Annotated in this window: 18 protein-coding genes; 6 read left to right on the forward strand and 12 right to left on the reverse strand. The window is 40.6% G+C overall.

Annotated features, from left to right (window positions below):
* Positions 1-278: 278 nt before the first annotated feature.
* On the forward strand, positions 279-1,457 hold the full coding sequence (locus tag G6Q48_RS06380) for a calcium:proton antiporter (protein WP_166265158.1): 1,179 nt from the start codon (positions 279-281) through the stop codon (positions 1,455-1,457).
* Positions 1,458-1,525: 68 nt separating this feature from the next.
* On the opposite strand, the gene G6Q48_RS06385 is transcribed toward G6Q48_RS06380, so the two are convergent.
* Entirely contained in the window at positions 1,526-2,419 is an 894-nt protein-coding gene (locus tag G6Q48_RS06385) for a LysR family transcriptional regulator (RefSeq protein WP_166265161.1), read from the reverse strand.
* 124 nt (positions 2,420-2,543) lie between these two features.
* Between G6Q48_RS06385 and G6Q48_RS06390 the strand changes: the two genes are divergently transcribed.
* Entirely contained in the window at positions 2,544-4,193 is a 1,650-nt protein-coding gene (locus tag G6Q48_RS06390; RefSeq protein WP_166265413.1) for an alpha-keto acid decarboxylase family protein, read from the forward strand.
* Between the two features lie 38 nt (positions 4,194-4,231).
* Here the strand turns inward: G6Q48_RS06390 and G6Q48_RS06395 are convergent, their stop codons facing one another.
* Positions 4,232-5,212 (reverse strand): Gfo/Idh/MocA family protein, encoded by a 981-nt coding sequence (locus G6Q48_RS06395; protein WP_166265164.1) that lies wholly within the window; start codon positions 5,210-5,212, stop codon positions 4,232-4,234.
* A 465-nt stretch (positions 5,213-5,677) separates the two neighbouring features.
* Between G6Q48_RS06395 and G6Q48_RS06400 the strand changes: the two genes are divergently transcribed.
* Genes G6Q48_RS06400 through G6Q48_RS06410 form a run of 3 tightly spaced genes read left to right on the forward strand, consistent with a single transcriptional unit; the run spans position 5,678 to position 9,667 of the window.
* Positions 5,678-6,400 (forward strand): IclR family transcriptional regulator, encoded by a 723-nt coding sequence (locus tag G6Q48_RS06400; RefSeq protein WP_166265167.1) that lies wholly within the window; start codon positions 5,678-5,680, stop codon positions 6,398-6,400.
* 26 nt (positions 6,401-6,426) lie between these two features.
* Positions 6,427-7,842: a YfcC family protein gene (locus tag G6Q48_RS06405; protein ID WP_231068356.1), complete on the forward strand. Its 1,416-nt coding sequence runs from the start codon at positions 6,427-6,429 to the stop codon at positions 7,840-7,842.
* Between the two features lie 4 nt (positions 7,843-7,846).
* Positions 7,847-9,667 (forward strand): CocE/NonD family hydrolase, encoded by a 1,821-nt coding sequence (locus G6Q48_RS06410; RefSeq protein ID WP_207393016.1) that lies wholly within the window; start codon positions 7,847-7,849, stop codon positions 9,665-9,667.
* An 85-nt stretch (positions 9,668-9,752) separates the two neighbouring features.
* On the opposite strand, the gene G6Q48_RS06415 is transcribed toward G6Q48_RS06410, so the two are convergent.
* The 8 genes from G6Q48_RS06415 to G6Q48_RS06450 form a co-directional block, all read right to left on the reverse strand.
* Complete coding sequence (locus G6Q48_RS06415) at positions 9,753-10,895, reverse strand: ABC transporter substrate-binding protein (RefSeq protein ID WP_166265419.1); 1,143 nt, start codon at positions 10,893-10,895, stop codon at positions 9,753-9,755.
* A 21-nt stretch (positions 10,896-10,916) separates the two neighbouring features.
* Positions 10,917-13,040, reverse strand: coding sequence for a TonB-dependent receptor family protein (locus G6Q48_RS06420; RefSeq protein WP_102139644.1), 2,124 nt, complete (start codon positions 13,038-13,040; stop codon positions 10,917-10,919).
* Between the two features lie 234 nt (positions 13,041-13,274).
* Complete coding sequence (locus G6Q48_RS06425) at positions 13,275-14,129, reverse strand: dimethyl sulfoxide reductase anchor subunit family protein (RefSeq protein WP_102139645.1); 855 nt, start codon at positions 14,127-14,129, stop codon at positions 13,275-13,277.
* Between the two features lie 11 nt (positions 14,130-14,140).
* Complete coding sequence (locus G6Q48_RS06430) at positions 14,141-14,683, reverse strand: DMSO/selenate family reductase complex B subunit (protein WP_004264054.1); 543 nt, start codon at positions 14,681-14,683, stop codon at positions 14,141-14,143.
* Positions 14,684-14,696: 13 nt separating this feature from the next.
* A complete protein-coding gene (locus G6Q48_RS06435) occupies positions 14,697-17,279 on the reverse strand; it encodes a molybdopterin-dependent oxidoreductase (RefSeq protein WP_166265170.1) in 2,583 nt (860 codons plus the stop codon).
* 29 nt (positions 17,280-17,308) lie between these two features.
* Complete coding sequence (locus tag G6Q48_RS06440; protein ID WP_166265173.1) at positions 17,309-17,998, reverse strand: TorD/DmsD family molecular chaperone; 690 nt, start codon at positions 17,996-17,998, stop codon at positions 17,309-17,311.
* Entirely contained in the window at positions 17,991-19,352 is a 1,362-nt protein-coding gene (locus G6Q48_RS06445) for a radical SAM protein (protein ID WP_166265176.1), read from the reverse strand. Before G6Q48_RS06445 ends, G6Q48_RS06440 begins: the two co-directional genes overlap by 8 nt.
* A 573-nt stretch (positions 19,353-19,925) precedes the next feature.
* Positions 19,926-20,405, reverse strand: coding sequence for an Lrp/AsnC family transcriptional regulator (locus G6Q48_RS06450; protein WP_195698617.1), 480 nt, complete (start codon positions 20,403-20,405; stop codon positions 19,926-19,928).
* Between the two features lie 154 nt (positions 20,406-20,559).
* On the opposite strand from G6Q48_RS06450, the gene G6Q48_RS06455 reads away from it, so the two are divergent.
* Positions 20,560-21,171 (forward strand): LysE family translocator, encoded by a 612-nt coding sequence (locus tag G6Q48_RS06455; protein ID WP_102139649.1) that lies wholly within the window; start codon positions 20,560-20,562, stop codon positions 21,169-21,171.
* Here the strand turns inward: G6Q48_RS06455 and G6Q48_RS06460 are convergent.
* Positions 21,168-21,734, reverse strand: coding sequence for a HutD/Ves family protein (locus tag G6Q48_RS06460; RefSeq protein ID WP_232368186.1), 567 nt, complete (start codon positions 21,732-21,734; stop codon positions 21,168-21,170). The two genes, G6Q48_RS06455 and G6Q48_RS06460, sit on opposite strands and share 4 nt — an antisense overlap.
* A gap of 95 nt (positions 21,735-21,829) precedes the next feature.
* Positions 21,830-23,254, reverse strand: a complete 1,425-nt coding sequence (locus G6Q48_RS06465; protein ID WP_102139651.1) for an aminotransferase-like domain-containing protein — start codon at positions 23,252-23,254, stop codon at positions 21,830-21,832.
* Between the last annotated feature and the right edge of the window lie 85 nt (positions 23,255-23,339).

The raw sequence follows: 23,339 nt of genomic DNA on the forward strand, positions 1-23,339 counted from the left end.
TATTTTGTATATGTGATTTAAATCAAAAATAATTTCTTATGTAATTATTTTTGAACTTTAATAACCTTTGTTTATTAAAGAAAAGTTTAAATCCAAATCAACACTTAAACCCCACCCACATTTCATTAATAAATGAATGTTTATCATTGAGTAAGCAAGGGTTGCAAGATAATCGATGAGTGCTATAGTAACCGTTAATTTACATTCTATCGGCTTGAGGACGACCTCAAGTACGTATCAGCAACAGGGACGGCCCTTTCTTCTTAAGGAAAAATATTATGGGGCACTTCCGTTTCAATAGTCCGCTCATCCCATTAACGACTTGGGCTCGGTTAATTGGCTCTTGGTTAGTCGTCATTTTCTTTATCTTAAGTGGCGAAACATTACTTAATGACAGCCTTTCAGCATTTAGTGCAACTTGGGTTTTTCTACTGTTGTTCATTACAATACTAACCGCTTCCTTCGGTGTTGTTAAAGAAGCTGACCATCTTGCTGAACAATTGGGTGAACCATACGGAACACTGATCCTGACTTTATCGATTGTCTTAATTGAAGTAATTCTTATTGCTTCAGTCCTACTAGGACCTGGTGATTTTCCAACCATTGGGCGTGATTCAATATTCGCAGTGATGATGATTATCATGAACCTCGTCGTAGGTATCTGCTTACTCGCAGGTTCAGCTAGAAATGGTGAACAAGAATATAATACGCAAGGTGCGAACAGTTATCTTTCAATGATCGTATTACTGACAGGTTTAGCGTTAATACTACCAAATTACACCTCTAGCCAAGGGGAGTACTCCTATACGCAAGCCATTGGTATTTCGGGTATTACTATACTCATCTATGGGGCTTTTTTGTGGATGCAAATGCGAGGCCATCGCCGGTTTTTTATTCAGCCTCCTAAAGGGCTGATGAATGTCCCAGAACAATTCGTTTCAACTAACCATGTTTTAGCAGACAATAATGTCGAAAATAAAGATAACCACTCTGAGTCAAACAAAAAAGCCATTATCATTCGCTCTTGTGTATTAATTGGGCTGATACTCCCTATTGTGTTACTTGCGCATTACTTAGCTATCGTAACTGATTACGGAATTGAGGCTTTAGGAGCACCAGCAGCAGTCGGTGGTGTCCTGATCGCGATTATCGTATTTACGCCTGAATCGATCACTGCTGTAAAAGCGGCAATGAATAATGAAATGCAACGAGCGATAAACCTTTGCCAAGGTGCATTTGTCTCAACGGTGGGTTTGACTGTGCCAGCAGTATTAATTATCGGCATTATTACTGGTAAACAAGTCATCATGGGGGTTTCTAGCGCAGAAATTGTTTTATTCGCAATCACCATGTTACTGACTATGCTTTCATTTAATGGTCAGAGAACATCCCCCATCCAAGGCTGGATGCACCTTGCCACCTTTGCTGTGTTTGGGCTTATTCTATTTTATCCGTAATGACTGACAAAAAGTGAAGGCTTCATAAGAAAATACCTGATTGGTATCAAATTTTATGCAAGCCTCACTCATACTTCCCTTATTCTTAACATATCCAAAGCCAAATCATGCCATGCTTGTGCACGACGGCTTTGGTGGTGATTTTTTACTGTCGCTAAAGCAATGTCGTAAGCCAGTATTGGCTCAATAACGGGAATAACGGACAACCCCACTGAGCTGGTGTTTTTCCACATACTATCTGGAAGTAGCGTTATCCCTACCCCAGCTCTTACCATAGCGGTCACCAAATCTAAATGGCTACTGCGCCCAGAAATAGTGGGTTTTTTACCATAAATACCACAAGCACTGACAACAAGTTCATTAATTAGAAAATCATCAGAAAAGAAAATAAAAGGCTCATCGACTATTTCACTAAATTTAACAAATTCACGTATTGATAGTGGATGTTGGTTACTAACCAAGAGCATTAATCGGTCCGTTGAAAAAGGATGTACTTCAAAGCGCTCATCTGCAAAAGGTAACATCACAGCGGCAGTTTCAACGTCGCCATTTAACATTGCCTCACGCATTTTTCGCGTACCCAATTCAAGAATTTTCAGTTCCACCTGTGGATAACGTTGGCTAAAAGCCATAATAATATCAGCAAAATAGGTCGATGCTATCACGGGTGGTAACCCCACGGGTAGCACCCCAGATATAGGACCAGACCTTTCCAGTAACGCTTTTTTCATATTCCCAAATTGAGAAAGGATTTGCTTCGCATGAGCCAATAAAATATCCCCCTCCTCTGTTAACTTAACGCCATCGACTTCCCTAGTCAGTAACCTATAGCCAAGCTCATCTTCTAGTTTTTTAATACTGCGGCTAATCGCTGGTTGCGTTACAAATAAACTTTCTGCCGCACGGCTAAAACCATTGAGCTGCACAACTTCAACAAAATAACGTAATGAACGAATGTCCATTTCGCCCCCTATAATTTTTAGTTATAGATAGAATGAGTTTAAGTGATTTCCTTTAAAGCATAATAAACGATAAAAATAATTCAACTTAGAATTATTGGCTATGCAATTATTGGAGATCAGCATGATAAACAAGACTGTTATCGAATACGTATTAGATAGACTTTACCAAATCGGTATTCACGATATTTTTGGTGTTGCTGGTGACTACGCATTCCCGATTGAAGATGCCGTATGTGAAAGTGAAAATATGCGCTGGATTGGCAACTGCAATGAACTCAATGCCTCATATGCTGCGGATGGCTATGCCCGCTTGAAAGGTGCAGCAGCATTATCAACGACTTTTGGTGTCGGCGAACTCAGTGCTTTAAATGGTATTGCCGGCGCTTATGCCGAGCATCTTCCCCTTTTTCATCTTGTTGGCATGCCAGCAAGTGGAGTTCAAAAAAACCACCGTTTAGTTCACCACACCCTAGGAAATGGTGACTTTGATGTGTTTTATCAAATGAGCCAACATTTAAGCTGTGCTCACGCTATTTTAACGCCTGAAAACTGTATTGCCGAAACAGAACGTTTAATTACGACCGCTTTACAAGAATCTCGACCGGTTTATTTAGGTTTCCCTTCTGACTACGCTATCATGCCAATTAAAACAGACAAAACACCTGAAACTATCACTATAAATAAAAGTCATAGCGAGTCATTATCAGCTGCCGTTACAGCTATTGTCGAAAAGCTCACATCGAGTACAAAAGCCTGTATTATTCCTGGGATTTTAACCGCACGCTTCGGCTTAGCCGCTGATGTTCAAGCGATTATTGAAAAAACGGGCCTACCTTACGCCACTATGTTTATGGATAAAGGGGTAGTAAGCGAATCTAACTCTCAATATATGGGGATTTATAACGGCAAACTGATGAATCCAGAGGTTAGGGAGTACGTCGAAAGCTGTGACTGTGTCATGGGTATTGGCGCGGTATTAACAGACTTCAACTCCGGCAGCTTCACCGCAAATATTAACCCTGAAAGCTGTATTAACATTCTTTCTGACCATGTGAAAGTGGGTTCCGCTATCTACCCGAATGTATTGATGAAAGATGTGTTAGATAAATTAAAAGAATTTGCGCCCTCACTTAACCATGTTGGGCTCAAAGCTCAAGGATTAGGATCCCCTCAGCAAGGTGAAAATGGCCAAATTACCGCCTCATATTTGTACCCTTGCCTAGAAAAAATGTTCCGTCAGGACGATATTATTGTTGCAGAGACTGGGACTACCTCCATGGGGTTAGGTTTTGCTTTATTACCTGAAAATGCACAATTTCATAACCAAACATTGTGGGGTTCTATCGGCTGGGCCACCCCCGCGGCCTTTGGTGCAGCAATTGCAGAGCCACAGAAGCGAGTTATTTTAGTGACTGGAGAAGGTTCTCACCAACTCACTGCCCAAGAGATTAGCCAGTTTGCCCGCTTTGGCTTAAAACCCATTATTTTTGTCCTGAATAATGATGGCTATTTAATTGAGCGACTTTTGTGTAAAAACCCTGAAGCCTATTATAACGACTTACCCCAATGGAATTATGCCCAACTCCCTGCAGCATTAGGCTGCAAAGATTGGTATTGTCAGCGTGTTACCCATTGCGATGAATTAGACAATGCAATTAAACAGGCCGAACTATCAAAGCATGCGGCCTATATTGAAGTAGTCATGGATAGATATGCGGCATCAGAGCTTGCTGAAAAACTGGGAAAATCAGTCGCATCTTTATATTCATTTTAAATTGACAGATTATGGCAGCCATCGCGCTGCCAATGTCTTTATGATCCAAATACCAGCCCCACATCGTCTCGTGATTGATGCAATATTTTTGAGACAATTAATGCTAATTCAAGTAATTCATTACATTTAGCATAGTTTTTAGTGGCAATTTGCTCACGAAAAAATGCAAACTCATAGACCATATGGTTGATAGCTGCATCCCGAGATACGCTGGATATTTCCCCGCCAATACAAACCTCAACTGACTGACAAAGGCTTGGGGCTCCCTTGATACATATATACCCTTTGGTACCTTGAATAATAAAGTAACCGGGGCTTGCCGAATCTTTCGCCCCCACACACGATGCAACTGAACGCCCAAAATAGGCCGTTAATACCCCTGATGTATCAATTCCATTAAACCCTTTATTACAAATATAGTGGCTATTATCGGGTGCTCCCATCAAGGCAGATAATAAATAAATGTTATAAAGATTAATGTCATAGAGTGCACCACCGGCTTGCAGTGGGTCAAATGCAGCATGAACTCGGCCTTGCAAGTAATCATTATATCGACTTGAATATTGGGAATAATTACCGTGAATCACTTTGATTTCACCGATTTTACCAATATGTTGTCTGATAAAGTGAAATTCAGGGGTATGAATAGACGTAATGGCTTCAAACAAAAAAAGCCCTCTAGTCTGTGAAATGGAAATTAACACCTGCAACTGTTGCCAATTTGGTGTAAACGGTTTTTCGCATACCACATGTTTGTCAGCCATTAATGCATCGAAAGTATACTGATAATGCAAATGGTTTGGCAAACCTATGTATATCACCTCAACATCAGGGTCTTGTAACAATTTTTGGTAGTCAGTATACAACTTTGCTATACCAAATTGTTGGCAAATAGCCTGTCCCTTTTCAATACTTTCCGCCCGAACACACAGTGCGACTAGCTCTATCCCCTGCACCTGTATTAAGGCATCGAGAGCCGACATAATTATTTTCCCGGAACCGACCAGCGCTAGTTTCATCTCTGTTATCCGTTAAGAAAAGTGAATTTCATTCTGCCATAAGGCTCATTATTAAAGAAATACCTTCGTTACTTTTTTGATAACCACTGCCATTTCCGAATTTTGCCCTTAAAAATTTAATAAAAATGACGCATTTTTTCGCTGGAGGTTCTTTTCATTATTGCTGGCGTACTTATCAATTTCATCAGGTAAACCAAATAACCGCTATGAATGACAATTAGTCACCCATTTACAATCATTTCTATTCACGTTGTCATCAAAATGCTCTTATTTTAAAACCTCCATAACCAATTGTTTTATATTGATAATATTTTACTTTTATTTTTATAACTGAAAAATACCTTTTTAAAACCCTAACTCACATCACAATTTATTAACAACTCTCTTGAATCATTTTTTATTATTCTCCATGCTAATTTTATTAAATAAACCAATGGTTTTCTGTATAAACCAGTCGAGGTTGATATGAAAGAGAATATTGTCACTGCCGTTGATGATGCTTTACAGTTATTGATGCTATTAGGTGAAAAAAACAATCTTGGGTTAAGTGAACTTGCACGCTTATCTGGCATGAATAAATCCAAGGTATACCGCTTATTATGCACACTAGAAAATCGCCATTTCGTACAAAAAAACGAAAATCCGGTTACTTATCATTTAGGCCATCAATTATTAAGCTTGGGGAATTGCGCTCGCCAGCAAATTAACTATATCCAAGTTGCAGAAGTTGAAGCAGAGCAACTACGTCAACGTTTTGATGAAAACATTCAAATGCGTATACGTGACAACGATGAGATTTTACAAGTTCTTCATAAGCCATCAGGGCAATCACTTCAAGTGCGCAGTGAAGCTGGAAATCGCCGGCCGTTAGGTTCTGGGGCTTCAGGCAGAGTGCTATTGGCTTACTCACCTAAAGATGTTCAAGCACATTTTATTGAAAAGAACCCCTCTATTGAAAAATCTATTGTAACCATACGCTCACAAGGTTTTGCAATTACCCGAGGTGAACTAACCGCAGGTATTGGTGCGATTGCCGTGCCTATCTTTTCACAACATGGGGAATGTATTGCTTCACTGAGCATTAGCTTACCTCTAAGCCGTTTTTCTGATGAAAAAGAACAAGAAATGACTGAACAACTGCTTCTGTCTGCTTTACGTATATCGAGGCAGCTCGGTTACGACTCATAATTAATTACAATAAAAGAGACAACGCCATGCAACCAACAAACAGCACAATACAAGCCCCATCTTCACCACCTAGCTGGCAAATGAACCCGGTTTTAGTAATGTTAACTATTGTTATCATTGCTTTTTTAATGACTTATTTTGTTAATTCAGGCCAATATGAGCGCGATGGTAAGAAAGTCATTCCGGGCTCTTACCAAACTATCACTAAAGACATCAAGTTAGCGCAATTATTAGGCACTGAGAAATCGGAGGAAGGTACTGCCGCTCCTGTCAGTTTGCCTCAACTGTTTAAAGCGATCCCTGAAGGAATTGTTAAACAATCACCACTTATATACATGGTGTTATTTATCGGAGGAATGTTTGGTATTCTCAATAAAACAGGGGCAATAGAGTCAGGGCTAGAGCGGTTGCTCCATGTTACCCGAGGCAATATCTACCTGTTAATTCCTTTCTTAATGATTGTATTTTCCATGGGAAGTACCTTTATGGGGTTAGCCAAAGAGTATCTTTTGGTTATTCCCATGGTTATTGCCTTAGTGAAACGCGTTGGATTGAATGAACTTATTGGGCTTGCCATTGTAGCCATTGCGGTTAAGGTCGGATACCTCGCCTCTATCACCAACCCGTATGCACTTTCTATCGCACAACCGCTTGTTGGTTTACCCGTTTTTAGTGGTTTAAGTATGCGAATTGCGGCGTACCTTATTTTTATTACACTCGGTATTTTATTCGTTTTCTATAGCATTCGTAAAACGACACTCACAAACTATGTGGCTGAAGAACATAATCAAACCACACCATTAACCTATCGCCATAAACTTATGTTAATTATCTTAGCCATCGGTGTTGCATTTTTAGTCTATGCCTCTAATCGTTGGCATTGGAAAAATAATGATTTATCTGCCTACTATTTATTCTTAAGTGTCATTTTAACTTTTTGTAGTGGTTTGACCGCAAGTGCCGCCGCTAACGCATTTGTCAGTGGAATGAAAAAAGTCCTCATCGCAGGGGTGTTAATTGGGTTGGCGACTGCTGTCGAAATTATTCTTTCTCAAGGTAAAATTCTCGATACCATAATTCATCAATTAGTTGGGCTTGTCGGTGATCACGGACCTTATGTTTCATCATATAGCATGTTTATCTCCCAACTATTATTAGACATTGCCATTCCCTCTACTTCTGGGCAAGCCGCTGTCACAATGCCAATCCTAGGCCCCGTTGGTGAAATTTCTGGTGTTTCCCCCCAAACAACGGTTTTTGCATTTTTAATGGGTAATGGGCTAACCAATATGATCACACCAACATCGAGTGGATTATTGATCTTTTTAGCTACAGCCGGTGTCAGTTGGACCACCTGGGCAAAATACATTTTACCGCTTTTTATCATTTTTATGGCAGTCAGCATTGGTTTACTGAGCGTCGCCGTTACCATAGGGTATTAGTAAGATGGATATGAAGAATTACCGAATAGAAATGCGTGATGGAATAATGCTATCAACAGATGTTTACTTTCCACTAACTCAATCAACTGCATCTTTTCCCGTGATTATAGAGCGAACACCCTATGATAAAACCGCACCTTCTCGTTCGGAAAAAACGGTATCTGGCCAGCAAATAACACGCCAAGAAATGGCAAAATACTTCAGTAAACATGGTTTTATTGTTGTGTATCAGGATTGCCGCGGGCGCTATGAGTCCGAAGGAAAGTTCACAAAATATATTAATGAAGCTGAAGATGGTTTTGATACATTACAATGGATTATGGAACAACCCTGGTGTAATGGCAAAATAGGCTCAATGGGTCTCTCTTATGCCGCTCATACACAATTAGCAATGGCGTGTTTAAATCCACCAGGTTTACAGACGATGGTGCTGGATTCTGGCGGTTTTGCCAACGCCTACCAATGTGGGATACGTCAAGGGGGTGCTTTTGAACTTAAACAAGCCACTTGGGCATTTAAACAAGCTAAACTAAGCCCGCTAGCTCAGCAGTCTCCCGATATTTTAGCCGCACTCGAACAAGAAAATATCCATGAATGGTTTACGACAATGCCATGGTATCAAGGGCAAACATTGCTCAAACATGTTCCTGAATATGAATCATATTTATTTGAACAATGGGAAGAAGAGTGTTTTTCCGATTATTGGAAAAAAATAGGTATTTATGCCGAAGGCTATTATGACCAAATACCCGATATCCCAGTGTTATTTATGTCTAGCTGGTACGATGCCTATGTCAGTTCAACATTAGATAACTACTATGCATTTGTTACCAAAAAACAATCACCGCAAAAGTTAATTATGGGGCCTTGGCTACATGGCGACCGTAACATCACGCACAGTGGTGACGCAGAGTTCGGAGATATCGCAGCATTTGATCACAATGTTAGTGAAAGTTGGTTATCTTGCCGTTTAAACTGGTTTGAAACTCACTTAAAAGGTGAAAATGCCAAAAAACATCATGAAGAAGTAACAATATTCATGATGGGAGGTGGAAGTGGTAAACGCAACCAACAAGGGCGTATAGAACATGGGGGAGAATGGCTTAGCCACCATCAATGGCCTTTGCCAAATACTGAAAAAACCATGTATTATCTGTGGCCAAATAACAAATTACATCATCAGCCCTACGCTAAAACAGCCACAATATCCTATTGTTATGACCCTAGGCACCCAGTGCCTACCATTGGCGGTGCTTTAACTTCAGGTCAACCTATATTTTGGGGTGGGGCTTTTAATCAACGTGAATTACCAAAGTTTTTTGGTAGTAAGCAAAATAACTTACCCCTTTCTGCCCGCAGTGATGTATTAATATTCGAAACCGAAGAATTACAAACAGATGTCTGTTTAGCAGGTGAAATTGAAGTGTCGCTTTGGATAAGCAGTGATGCATTAGATACAGATTTCACCGCAAAACTTATTGATGTTTACCCTCCCAGTGCCGATTACCCTCAAGGCTATGCCATGAATATTACTGATGGCATCATTCGTTGTCGTTTTCGGCATGGTTATGAACAGAAGGAATTATTAACCCCAAATGAAATTGTCGAAGTAAAAATTAAGCCCTTTGCCTGTGCAAACCGTTTCGCAAAAGGACATCGTATCCGATTAGATATTTCTAGTAGCAATTTCCCTAAATATGACTTCAATACAAATACAGGTAAAACTATCGCGGGTGATAGAACGTGGAAAATAGCTTGTAATAGCCTACATATTTCTAGCGAATACCCGTCAAAAATCATTTTGCCTGTGCTCAACGAAACCTAAAAAAAATATAATTAACCCACAAACTATATGCCCGTTGCCCGCTTTAACTGCCAACACCACTAAAGCGGGCTATATAAGAAGAAATTTATTCCGCTTGAACCCAAAATACACCATCCCCCTCTAGGGCAGTAAAAGTCTGGTGTAAATAATCGCTATCAGCCTGTGGGTCAAGGTCTGCAAACAACTCTGGGTGGATAAATTTTGCAATCGCTTCCACCGCAATAATGTTAAATGGCGTATCATAATATTGCTGGTATAACGCCAATACCTGCTTATTTTTATAAGCAGATAATGAACGAAATTTAGGGCGTTCCATTAGCTTATTCAATCGGGCCAAGGACTTTTGTTTATCCCCTGTATAACCTAACGGCACAGAAGCACTACCTTTACGGGTACTATCCCAATCAGCTGCAGTCATCAAGTAATAATCAGGGTTGCTGTGAATCAATTGTTCTTCACTGATTTCCCCACCCATTCCAATACTGAACCATTGGGAACCAAGGTTATTTCCGCCTGCAGTTTCAACAAATTCGCCAAAATTACCATTGCCGAACGTTTTGCAGCAATAATCTTCCCCTTGGATACCAGCTGCTCGTTCAATAAATACGCTAGGGCGCTGCTCTTTGCTAAGTTTAGCCACTCTTGAACGGATTAAGTCTAACTTTTGTTGATAAAACTGATTAAATGCTTGTGCTTGTTGTTCCTCACCAAATACTTGGCCAAGTAATGTCATACTCGGCATAGTATTTTTCAATGGGTATTGCCTAAAGTCGATAAAAACAACGGGTAAACCACTTTTTTCCAATAACGATAAGGTGCCACTTTCAGCAAGCTTACTTTTTAAACCAATATCAAAAATTAACAAATCAGGCTGGGCAACTAAGGCTTTTTCAACACTAAAATCTGTCGTATAAGGGTTGGGAAAAACAGGTATTTGACTGAGTTGTGGAAATTTTTTGCTGTACGCAACACTCAAATCAGGCGCTTTTTTAATTAACGCATCATCCCAAGCAATAATCCCTTTTAATGGGTCTTGCGGATGTAATATATTCAACGCAACTAAAACTCGGCTGTCCGCCAGCATCACTCGAGATACAGGGACATTAACCGTCACATCCCTACCCGCAATATCCGTTACAGTAATAGATGCCGCTAGGCTATTAGTTGAAAATAGTAGGCTAACAGCACTAAGAATCAGTACAAATGTATTGATAAGTTTTCTCATCATCATTCTTATACCTTGTTTTTATTAAAATTTTACAGATGCTTGAACATAGTAAGTTCTTGGCTGCCCTACATAGATACCATAATTATTATCCGTAGAACGTGTAAAATAGGTTTGATCAAAAAGATTTTTAATACCAGCAGATAGCGTTAAATCAGACAAACTTTTACCAAAATGGTACTCGCCTCGTGCGTCCCACACCATATATCCGGGGATTGTTCCGTATCGGCCATCAGCACTTGGTTTTGTTACATAATGGCTTGATGTTCCAGGCGATTCTTGGGTAGATTGCGCATAAGTATTCAAGTTCCATACCCAATTACCCGTTTCATAACGGCTACCTGCGGTAAAGACTTGCCGTGAATAAAACGGTAAATCCTTATGAGCAAAATCACCTTTTTTACTTACCGCTTTAGTATAGGTATAAGTACTGTACACGCTAACACCATCCAATTTATCGCTCAGCTCAGACAAGTTATATCTTGCCGCCAATTCCACTCCTTGATGAGTTGTGGCGCCCAAATTTGTCCAACCCGTTGTATTTTCAACGTAAAGTAATTGGTCATCGAAATCGATATAGAATAATGTCGCTTCAAGAGATAGCGCAGTATTATCGTATTTAGTCCCCACTTCATAGTTATGTGCTTTTTCTGCACTTAACCCATTTGCGGGTGAATTCCCTACCCCTTTAGTGTTCAACTGAAAATACTGCAAACTGCCAAATGACGTACTGGCATTGGCAAATAGTTTCCATTCATCATCAATATGGTAGATCACCGCCAGCGCAGGAAGTGGTTCGCTATATCGCTTACTTCTGTTTTGGTTTTTAAAACTGTCATTTAAATGAATATTAATGTTCTCATAGCGGAGCCCTGGGATCACAGTCCAGTTACCAACATCAATGGTGTCATCAAGGTAAATAGCATGGGCTTCTGTTCCACCCGATGTGTGTTGGTAATAATCATTAGTACTCGGCCGCGAACTTTGAGTGCCAGCTTGGTACCAATTTGAGCGGTAAGCTTTCTCGTCTGCGGTTTCATTTAAATAACGGTATCCCACTGTTACTTCATGCGAAATATCATTAAAACGGAATAATTGTGAATAACTCGGTTCAATTGCATACGCGGTATAGTGACGAGGGTAAGAAACTAGCCGTCTTTCATTCGCTTTATCTTTATGGTCACTTTCTATGTAACTACCCCGATAACTTTTACTAAACCATGTCATTAACTCAAATTGTTTATCATCTTCTTCATGTTTATATTTCAATGACATATCTTGGCGATCCCCTTCAAAACGGTCATAAGGCCGCGTTGATTGGAATGGGTCAGCATTATATTGCGCTTGAGTTAGCCCCCCAGGCATACCTGACATTGCATGATAATAATGAAAATTCGCCAGTAACTCGTCATTATCGGTTATGGCATAACGTGTTTTTAAAATCAGGTCATCAATATCTGTATTATCATTGCTTTTACGGTAGCCTTGCCCATGTAACCCTGAATACAGCAGTATCGCTCCCGCTGAATCATCGGCTTTTGAGCCCCCCACGGACGCATCGACTAGCGTTTTTAGCCCTCCGGTTTTAGCCCCTTGGGTTTGTAACGAGACACCACCAGAAAAGTCTTTCGGGATAGGCTTTGTCACAAAGTTAATTACGCCCCCCACATTTTGTGGCCCATAACGTACGGAAGCTCCTCCGCGGATCACATCAATAGATTCAATACTACCTAGTGATAATGGCGACATCGACAGCTGAGGTTGGCCATAAGGCGCTGCCGCTAGTGGCATACCATCGAGTAAAATCGTTGAGCGAGGTGAAAGACGTGAGGTTAACCCACGAACCCCAACATTCAAGGAAACATCACTCCCACCAGTCCCGTTACTTTCTCGTACCTGTACACCGGGTATCCCTTTCAATGCATCCGCAATGGTTTCACTGCCTGATTCTTTGATTTGTTGTTGGTTTTTTACTGTTCGCGCACCTGGGTGATTAAATACCACCTCACCATCTTCAGTATTTTCAAGCCAGTTGCCTGTAACTGTAATCTGATCATTTTTTGAATTATCAACAGCAAATACATGATAAGGCGCTAATGCCGCTGAAATTGCTAATGGAATGAGTAGCTTGCTAGTTTTTAAATTCATAAGAAATAAGCAATAAAAGAGATTAAGAGAGATAATGATAATTATAATCATTACAAACAATCAACTTAATTTACTATTTATTTTGAAATTACACTGATTTAATCCCTTATTATATAAAGGGTTATTGATTTATTGAGAGTGTAGAGAACTAAAAAACCGAGGGAGATCCCTCGGTTCACATTATTGGTAAACATTATATAATTAGAGGCAAATATCATTTTGTCTCTAAAGGAATTAACCGCCTAGAGAGAAAAACACCACTCGGCCAACGCCTTCACCAACAAAAATACAGAGTGTTGCCAGTGACATGACGAATGTTGCATTCACAGCGTGCCCCTTTTTTGAGCACAGTAAACGGCCCACAAATACAATACCCAATGCAACAAGTATGACCCTAACAATACTTAAATTCACTAAACCATCTGGGAGTTCACGCGGTGTCATTCCCATATAGATAGGCTCTCCCATGTTTCCAAGAAGAGATAATGCGCCCAGCAGCATCAGTAAGATCCCAATAACACCAATACCTAGCGTAATTTTAACCACTCGTTTTAATTGCTCTTCTTTACCATCGCGGCGCAAAGAACCTACCAGTAGTAATGCAGCTACCACACCACCAACTAGTAATACCGCACCAAAAAAACTGGCGTAGGTAAATAAGCCATTCCATAGGTTAAACAAGGTGTTAGCGTATAAGGCTGACATTGCGTACATATAGATGATACCGGCTAACGCGCTAAGCAATAGTAGCAGCGCATTCGCTTTTTGTTTCAGCAATAGCAGCGCGACACTGAAAAATAATAGCGCCATATAAATTGCAGTTGCCCACACTTCACGGCTCATCCATGAAGTAGACACATGCAGCATGGTATAAAACATGTGTAGCGGGTTACCCATGTGAAATAATGAACCCAACAACCCAACACAACCCAGAACAAAACTGGCTAAAATAGGCAATTTGATAAACTGGACACTTTGTAGGTTGTTTCCGCCTTCAAGCACACGAAAATAGCATACTAATGTAACGAGCAAGCACCCCACAGAAGCTTGCATAAATAAGGTGAAAATCACCAACGGAAATTCATGCATGATAATTCTCCTTATCCTTTTGTACCGACAACAAGGTTCGGTTTGGTAATACTTGAACTAGGTAACCCTGCGATATCTGCATTTGAGCCATATTTTTTACGTAATTCGCTAATTAGGCCAAATTCAATCGCACGCATAGGGCAAGAATCAACACACATTGGATTCCCCCCTTTTTCACGGAGATCAAGGCAAGTGTCGCACTTGGTCATCATACCAATACTGGCATCGAACTGAGGTGCCTCGTATGGACAAGCCCATGTGCAATAACGGCAACCAACACATTTATCATGGTCAACTAATACAACACCATCTTCTTCTCGTTTGTGCATTGCGGTGGTAGGGCAATGGCTTACACATTGCGGGTCATCACAATGGTTACAGGCAATAGACAAGTGCCAAGTCCGAGGACGTGGATACTCTCCTACCTCAATATCATACACACGGCGAAAGTTGCGCCCGACCTCAAGGTCATTTTTGTCTTTACATGCAACAACACAGGTTTTACAACCAATGCAAGTGGCAACATTAATATAAAATCCGACTTGTTTATCCATTTCTTATTGCCCCCTAAAATATAATACGCTGTGGAATTACAGCATCTGGAACTAACTGGTCACCATGCCATTTTTCGATATTACATAGCATCGTGTTCCACCCTGATGTACCAAGCCCTGTAGGGACTTGAATGGTTAGCGTATTGTCGGCTCCCGCCATATCTATCCCTGTTTTTTCATCAACATTTGTCCAACTACCGTGTGGTAGCGCCACAACACCAGGCTTCATCGTTTGTGTCACTAACGCAGGACGTACAATCTTCCCTTGAGGGCTTGTTATCAATACAGTTTCACCGTGTTTAATACCTAAACGTTTCGCATCAGACGCATTGATATAAATTGGGCTTGGCCACTGTTCACGTAACCAAGGCACATTATCAAGCGTGCTGTGAGAGCGGCGTAAGTAGTGCGGATTATAGATTTGGAATGGATAATCCCCTTTTTCCTTCTTCGAGAAATCATTAAAACTTGCTTCATAACCGCTTGCAGACGGGATATATTCAGGAATTGGCGGTAATTTAGTCCAGCCACATTCATCGGCTTTTTCGACTAATGTTTCACAATAAATTTCGAATTTGCCACTCGGTGTTGGTCGTGGATTGGCTTGAGGATCGCGAATAAAATCTTCATAGGCAATATAACTATAGTTATCATCAGAAGTGCGTTTTACTTGATATTTCCCAACAGTAAGGAATTCATTGAGGGTAATTCGGCCTTGCTGTGGCTTACCTGTTACTTGCCATTCATCAATATCCGCTTGAGTTACTGTGATTAATGGCTCAGTTGTCTTACCATCTTCACCAATAATCGTTGCACCATTGAGTTTATTGAAGAATTGTTGCTTTTCAGAAATAGGAAAAACTTCATCGACATTAACACCAAGGCGTTTACCTATCTCTTTGGCGATCCACTGGTCACTTTTTGCTTCATAAAGTGGTGGTGTCACATTCACTGCAGCTATAATAACTTCACGATTACTTGGATTTAATATGGTTCCTTCACGTTCCCACTCCGTGGTCACGGGTAAGACGATATCCGAATATTTCGCACAGGTATGTGGAACATAAGCTGCAGTCACAACCAGTTCCACATCTTTACGATAAGCTTCAACGCTCTGCGCAATATTGGCTCGTGTTTGTAACGTGGCATTGAATGGATGAATGATCATTTGGATATTTGTATCGACATCCCCCACACCACGTTGGCGGAATTTTTTCTCTAGTAATGCACGGTTAAGCTCATTGTGGTTAATTTTCAAGCTAACTGGGTTTGGTACTGACGGCAAGCCACTTGCCCCCGCCATGACTAAACGAGTTCCATTATTCCCCGCAGCATAGTGGCAGCTTACGCCAGTCATGCGGCCAGGCCTTCCCATATGGCCAGTCATAAAGCCTAATGTTGAGAATGCTTGTACCCATCCTTCACCATTATGAATTCGTGCAGGAGCCCAACCTGTAAGTAATGCAACTCGGTTGGTCCCCCCGATTTCACGCGCTAATGTACGAATGTCGCTAGCTGACAAACCGCAAATATTAGAGGCCCACTCTGGTGTTTTTGGCTCTCCCGTATGGGTACCTAATAGATAATCTTTGAAGTTCCCTTTCGGATCTGCACCTGCTGGCATATTACTTTCATCAAAACCAACTGTACAACGGCGCAGGAAATCCCAATCAATCAATGGGTTGTCAGGGCTGTCCATTTCTAATAACGCAGACATAATACCCAGAGCTAAAGCATGGTCAGTACCTGGGTTGATGGGGTACCAATCTGCATCCATTAATTCCGCTGTAGTCGTATAACTTGGGTCAATACTAATAAAGCGTGCCCCCGCTTTTTTCGCCTGATAATAATTATAGGTTGGGCTGCCTGGGCTACTCCATGCAGGGTTAGCTCCCCACATCACAATTAACTGGGAGTTACGCATATCAAAACGGTCATTGGTACCAAAGGTATAAAACCCTTCAAGTAATCCTAAATGAGCGGGCGTTTCAAACCATGCGCCCCATGAGGTTGTTCCCCAATCGCCAACAAATCCACCAGCCTTTGCATAAACGCTTTGGATTTCAACGCCGTTACCACCAGTGATCCAAATCGATTCATGACCATATTTTTCTTTAATACGTTTCGATTCTGATGCCACAATATCTAATGCTTCATCCCAACTGATGCGCACCCATTGGTCTCGTCCTCGTAAGCTTTTATCCCCACCACCGGGAGCCCAACCTTTACGCTTCATTGGATATTTCAACCGGTCCGCGCCAAAGACTTGTTTACGTTGTGAACGTCCGCGCAAACAACCTCGTTGCTGTGGGAAATCAGGGGAGTCGGCAACCACATCATCGGTTTTTTGCCTAACAACGACGCCATCAACCACCAATGCTTTATTGACACAGCGGCCCCCACAGTTGTGCCAGCAGGCCACAGGCTTCCATTTTCCTTGAGTGACTGCGTCAGTAGCTTGCACAACCGCTTTTTCTTCCTCTGGTGTTGCCGCATGTAATTGCTTACTCAGCGGTAACGTAGCCATCACTGACGCCGCTGATGTCCATGCTATAAATGAACGGCGACTTAAGGCTATTTTCTGTCTTTCTGACATTGCTCTTACCTCTTCATTTTGTTTTATTATTATAAATTTACTAACTCATTGATTTTTTTAATATCATTACGTAAAAAAAGCTCAAGTAATGAACTTAATTGACGATAGAATAATGTTTCTGCGTGGTTATGCATTGAACGGCAAAACGGCGTTATAAAAGCCAGTAAATGGGTATTCAAGAATGTTGCAGACCCGAGTAATAACGCGTTCACTTTGGGCCAATCAATAGGGTCTGTTTCGCTGTCAATAAGCTCAGTAATGCGCAGACTTAAATGCCACATAAAATCTAACTCATAGCCAATATGGTCAGCGGCTTCCATATCACCTTCTGGCAAATAAACGTCATACTGTTCATAAAAAGACTTCACTGCTAACGTACTTTCTTGAAATAGCAGTTTGTCACGAGAAACATAAGTTGATTCCCATGGCGATGCTGGCGGGGCTTCTGGGCCTATAAACAAGCGAGTAAAGTCCCAATGCAAATTTTCGAAATCATCGTTGTTGGCTTGTAACTGCCTCGTATTTAAGTCTTTATGCATGCCATTTATCGCGTTTTTCATCGCGGGTAATACTTCATCACAAGGAAATAACAGTAACCCCGAGTCTCTCAAATAATTTAATAGCTCAGGCGTTGGTTCTTCCATAAACAAACGTCGTAGTACGTCATAAGCAAATTGACGTGCATACAGAAAATCTACAATTTGGTCGTCATTAGTCATAAATATTTCCCTGCAGGTCTGTCAGTAAAAATTCAGTTGGTGTTGTAAGTTCAATTCGGACTTCTTTAATTACAGGATTTCCCTGTTCATCGGGCTCAATAATGTGGGAAGTCAATGCGATAGGTATTTTGCCTAGTGGGGTTAATAAGCCAATTGCCTCAGGATTAAACTGCAAAAATCCATGCAGTAATTCTTGATGATAAGAAACACCAGCGTGTGTCAGTAAAACTGCCACCTTTTCACAATCGTCACCAAAGACTTTGGCACTTTTAAAAAAATAATCCTGAGAGGAAAAAAAATAATGCTTTCCTATTATTTGTTCATTGTTTTCAAAAAAAGCATTGTTTTGGTATACCTGCCCGGTATGTTTATTTTCTAAAGAGCAGTAATGCACCCCAAGAGACAATTGATTTTCTAGTGCGAATTTGAGAACTCGAAGGCAGGCTAATTCACTCTGTGCAACAGCTAACCCACCTGCATACCAATAGTTGTAATACACCTCATAAGGTGGGTTTTTAAGCCTGAACCCTCGAGATTGATAGGCTTCACTATTTGTTAGTGGGAAACAAAACTCTAATAAATTGATACCGTCAATTCCAATATCATCAAGCTGAGTAAGTAACTGATACATCTGCTTTTCTGTTCCGGGGATGACAGGCATCTCCACCATTACTGATGGAAAAATCTCACGTGCTAAGGCGATACGGTGTAAAACTTTGGTGATCCGTTCTGTAGGATCATCAATTTTGATACTAAAGCGGATTTCTTGTAGGCCTGCTTTCGCTAGAGCCAATGCGGTATTTCGGTCTAATGGGTCACCGGCTGTATACAACCGGCTATGAGTCTGAGGTAATTTCTGTTGGACTGCTTGGAAAAATGCGATACTTTCTTGGCGAAAAAGTAGAGGCTCCCCCCCGGTTAGCGCGATATGGGTAAGTGGGTAACCTTGTTCTGCTATTGCGTCAACTTCCCCAATAGCATCACGCATTTCCTGTTGAAATTCCTGATAGTTTTCTTGATTTGGGTTAAAACAAAAGTAACAATCGCGATGGCATTTTAAGGACAAAAATGTTGTGTGGCTCCCTTCTCCTGTACGACATTGTACGCAAGCACTTGATAGCCAATTACAATGTATACTTTTTCCATTGTTCGCAAAAATTGCGCCTTTACTTTTTATATCTAGTTTGAGTTGTTCAATCTCACGTTGCTGTTCAAAAGGCGCTTCAAAATTGAGGCCATATTCTATAATTGCCTGCTGTGTTTGCTGTTCAATATCTAAATAGCGGATAGCATAACGCTTAAATTTTTGATTATTTACTGTAGATATTGTTCTATCAGTAATAGGATAAATCATAAATTTTCCTTAAATTTATGAGAAAATAATTTCTATTATTCGGTGAATTTTCAATTAGACTCAGATCACAAATAATCAATTAATAGACGGGTATTACAATACCTGTGACAATTAGAAAAATGCTTATAAAGACTCACATCGTTACCGATTAAATTGAAAATATTTTTTAAATAAGAAATATTCGCATTATTTTAATTTTGGATTATTAACAGTATAAGTAATTAACGTGAAGTGATGTTGCGCAGGATCAAAAAAACTTCCCTTTCATTATTTACATATCAACTAATTAGATAGCACTTTCGTCATGAGTAAGCTATTACTCAACAGCGTTGTGAACATATAAGAGTTATCTCATCAAATAAACAAATCGTTATATAAAAATAAAATAACCAGTTAGATAATAATCTAAAAAAGAGAATCAAACTAATCCATCAATATTAAAAATAACGTAATAATATTTCAATTTGTAAAATTGAAATTCAAAAATTAATTATTTATTCATTTTTTGTATTATTTAATTAATTTTGTCTTATAAAAATAATTATTTCTAATAAATAAAACCGAGTCACTATTCTAAAGCGGCAAAGCATAAGTGACTTTCACCGTTTCCATTGGCACCTCCGTCTTAATACTCTGAATGCTACTAATTTGTGTTAAATGGTCTGCATGAAAACGACGATAAGAAGCTAAGTCTTGTGTCACAATGCGGATCAATGCATCACATTCCCCTGCCATTAGATGGCATTCTACAACTTCAGGCATCTGTTTAATGTCTTCAACGAATTGGTTGATGGTCTTAGCATCTTGTGTTTTAAACCAAATACGTGCAAATAAAGAAAGACCCGCTCCAATTTTACTCCCATCCAGCACCGCCACATAACGCTTGATAACCCCAGCTTCTTCAAGCAATTTCACGCGACGTAAGCAAGGAGACGGAGAAAGGCCGACTTCTTTCGCTAATTCAATATTCTGAATTTTTCCATCTCTTTGTAAAACTTGTAAGATCCGTCTATCAATAGCATCCAGTTTTAGTTCAGTTTGCTTCATTGGCATTCAACCTCAATTTTATATTAATTAATGATATTAAATACCAATTTTTGTTTGTTTTAAAGCAATAAAAAAATCCAATATCATTGGATTATCGCTATAATTTTATCGCTACTGGCCAGTTGCGTGAAATAACGACGAACAACAATGAGGAATTAAAATGGAGTTACAGACCTTACTCTTATTTAGCGCAACCGTCATTCCCTTGGTATGCACACCAGGCCCAGATATTCTGTTTATTTCTGCACAAGGATTATCGGGAGGAACCTCAGCGGCCTTGAAAGCTAATTTAGGTATTATACTGGGCTATGGGGCACATGCGATCCTAGCTGCGCTTGGTTTAGCCGCAATTGTTGCAGCATCCCCCATGATTTTCTACACCATTAAATGGGTTGGCGTCGCTTATGTCACTTATCTTGCTGCTCGGATGGTGTTATCTGCGATGAGAGCTGGGGAGCTAAAAATTCAAACTGTGTCGACAAAAGCGGTAGTAGGTAAAGCCTTTCTGACTAGCTTCCTTAACCCTAAAGGGCTACTGGTGTATTTCGCTATTTTACCAAACTTCATTAAGCTGACAGAAAGTGTCGCCGTTCAGTCCTTGATACTCTCAGCCACTTTTATACTTTCATGTGTCGTGATCTACGGTGTGATAGGTGCACTATTTGCATCCATGCATAATAAGCGCGCTTATAATGATAAAAAACGCCGTATAACCGAAGGTGTTGCTGGTGGCATGCTAACACTAGCGGCTATTGGTTTAGCGACCAGTTAGCGAGGTAATAATTCAATCCAGATCAACTTGCTATCGGTGCTAAGTGGTTTAATCTCTCCTTCACCGATATCAGGTAACCACCACGCGCCTTGTCCTTGGGCCAGAAGATGGCAATTTGCCCCTGAAATGTCCCATTCACCCTTTAGTACGTAGACTAATCCCGCTTGGTTGGCGGGTAATTTATAATCTTCAGTGATGAAATAACTTTTAGCCCCCCACCGATCACCTCGAAAAATAAAATTCATTAACTGAACTGATGGCTGTAAGACTTTTATTGCGCAAAATTGCTGAGCTGAAAATTGAGCATGGTCACCAGCGCGTTCAAGCCGGCACTCAAACGCTTTGGTATCAGTTAAAAGAAGAGGCTGGTCATTCAACAATACCACCAGCCTTTCGCCTTCTGCATAGCGCTTTAAATAGCTATCTTGCTCGATGGTTGCAATACTTGCGCGTAATGAATAGTCTGATGCAACAGGCCAGCAAAATACTTCTTGGCTAGTCCCCGCACCATCATGCCAATTCAGGATAGGTAACTCCTTTATATCAAAACATTTTATTTTCACATTACCTCCCATCTGTTGCTGCTAATACATTTAGATTTATACTTAGATTCGCAAAGTTAATCTTTCTAAGCAATGAATTAGCAACGATAATGTGACTAATCACGCCTCTCGTTGATTAAAAAGTGACATAAGCGGCCTAATGTTTTCATTGCTTCTTCCACCCTCTCATTCCATGTAAACGATGCATTAAGGCGAAATGCATGATTAAACTGGTCGCTTGTGGAAAACATACTGCCAGGTGCGATGCTGATCCCCTCTTTTAATGCGAGCTGATATAAACGAATAGCATTAAATGGTGGCTCAAATTCTAACCATAAAAAATACCCACCTTTTGGTGTATTCACTTTTACTGATGGAGGCATGTATTTTGCTATTGCACTCAACATTTGGTGCTGACGTTGCTCCATTGTTAAACGCAGTTTACGCAGGTGACTGTCATATCCCCCTAATGATAAGTACTCCGCAATAGCTAATTGCGTAGGAACGCTAGCAGAAACGGTGCTCATCATTTGTAAATGTTGAATTTTTGTCGCGTGTTGGCCGGCGGCCACCCAACCCACGCGATACCCCGGGGCTAAACATTTTGAAAATGAAGAACAATGAAAGAAATTACCTTTGGTGTCTAGTGCCTTGGCAGGTATCGGCTGTTTACTGCCAAAATAAAGTTCCCCATAGACATCGTCCTCAATTAAAGTAATTTGATGCTTATTAAGGATATCTACCAGACGTCTTTTGTTTGTTTGCGGCATCGTTCCGCCTAATGGATTTTGATAATGCGTCATTAGCCAACAGGCTTTAATTGGATATTTGCTCGCAATATCCTCTAATGCGTCAAGATCAATACCAAATAGCGGGTCTGTTTTAATGGCTATCGCCTTAAGTTTTAACCGCTCAATTGCCTGAAGTGAACCATAGAATGCAGGAGATTCGATAACCACCCAATCCCCGGGCTGAGTCACCGATTGTAAACTCAGAACCAAAGATTCCATTGCCCCTGCTGTGATCACGATTTCATCGGGAGCGACATGGATCCCTTGAGTTGCATAGCGCTGAGCAATGTTACGGCGCAGTTGTTCATTACCAGGTGGCAAATTAGCTGGTGTATTAAATTTAGATAAACGCCTAGCGACAGACGCAAGAGACTTCGCAAGTTTTGGGTCATCCAATAAGGCAGGCTCTGGAAATGCGGAGCCAAATGGGATAATATTCGGGTCCTTACAAGCCTGTAGGACACCAAAAATAGAGGCGTTAATCTCTACATTTTCATTCAAATGTAGCCCTTTTCCTCCTTTAGCGGCAGCAAATGCGTTATTACGGTTTGCCACGTAATACCCTGATTGCGGGCGAGCAACGACCCACCCTTGGCTTTCAAGCAACTGGTATGCTTGTACTACAGTCATTAAACTTAAGCCTGACTGTTTAACACTTTCCCTCAATGAAGGTAATCTGTCGCCCACTTGCCAGATATTGTCTTCAATTTGCTGACGAATTTGCGCTGCTAATTGTTCGTATCTCGTCATAGCCGCCTCAACTGTTATAGTTAATATCCCAATAATTGTTACTATTATAGTTTATCGTCTCATGTTCTACTTATCCACACATTCA

This window comes from Providencia sp. M-27 (assembly GCF_011077905.1).
In the GTDB taxonomy this organism is placed as follows: Bacteria; Pseudomonadota; Gammaproteobacteria; order Enterobacterales; family Enterobacteriaceae; genus Providencia; species Providencia huaxiensis.

Coding starts and splice junctions, on each gene's coding strand:
- G6Q48_RS06380 (WP_166265158.1), top strand. CDS start 279: ATGGGGCACTTCCGTTTCAATAGTCCGCTCATCCCATTAACGACTTGG.
- G6Q48_RS06385 (WP_166265161.1), bottom strand. CDS start 2,419: ATGGACATTCGTTCATTACGTTATTTTGTTGAAGTTGTGCAGCTCAAT.
- G6Q48_RS06395 (WP_166265164.1), bottom strand. CDS start 5,212: ATGAAACTAGCGCTGGTCGGTTCCGGGAAAATAATTATGTCGGCTCTC.
- G6Q48_RS06400 (WP_166265167.1), top strand. CDS start 5,678: ATGAAAGAGAATATTGTCACTGCCGTTGATGATGCTTTACAGTTATTG.
- G6Q48_RS06405 (WP_231068356.1), top strand. CDS start 6,427: ATGCAACCAACAAACAGCACAATACAAGCCCCATCTTCACCACCTAGC.
- G6Q48_RS06410 (WP_207393016.1), top strand. CDS start 7,847: ATGGATATGAAGAATTACCGAATAGAAATGCGTGATGGAATAATGCTA.
- G6Q48_RS06415 (WP_166265419.1), bottom strand. CDS start 10,895: ATGATGAGAAAACTTATCAATACATTTGTACTGATTCTTAGTGCTGTT.
- G6Q48_RS06420 (WP_102139644.1), bottom strand. CDS start 13,040: ATGAATTTAAAAACTAGCAAGCTACTCATTCCATTAGCAATTTCAGCG.
- G6Q48_RS06425 (WP_102139645.1), bottom strand. CDS start 14,129: ATGCATGAATTTCCGTTGGTGATTTTCACCTTATTTATGCAAGCTTCT.
- G6Q48_RS06430 (WP_004264054.1), bottom strand. CDS start 14,683: ATGGATAAACAAGTCGGATTTTATATTAATGTTGCCACTTGCATTGGT.
- G6Q48_RS06435 (WP_166265170.1), bottom strand. CDS start 17,279: ATGTCAGAAAGACAGAAAATAGCCTTAAGTCGCCGTTCATTTATAGCA.
- G6Q48_RS06440 (WP_166265173.1), bottom strand. CDS start 17,998: ATGACTAATGACGACCAAATTGTAGATTTTCTGTATGCACGTCAATTT.
- G6Q48_RS06445 (WP_166265176.1), bottom strand. CDS start 19,352: ATGATTTATCCTATTACTGATAGAACAATATCTACAGTAAATAATCAA.
- G6Q48_RS06450 (WP_195698617.1), bottom strand. CDS start 20,405: ATGCCAATGAAGCAAACTGAACTAAAACTGGATGCTATTGATAGACGG.
- G6Q48_RS06455 (WP_102139649.1), top strand. CDS start 20,560: ATGGAGTTACAGACCTTACTCTTATTTAGCGCAACCGTCATTCCCTTG.
- G6Q48_RS06465 (WP_102139651.1), bottom strand. CDS start 23,254: ATGACGAGATACGAACAATTAGCAGCGCAAATTCGTCAGCAAATTGAA.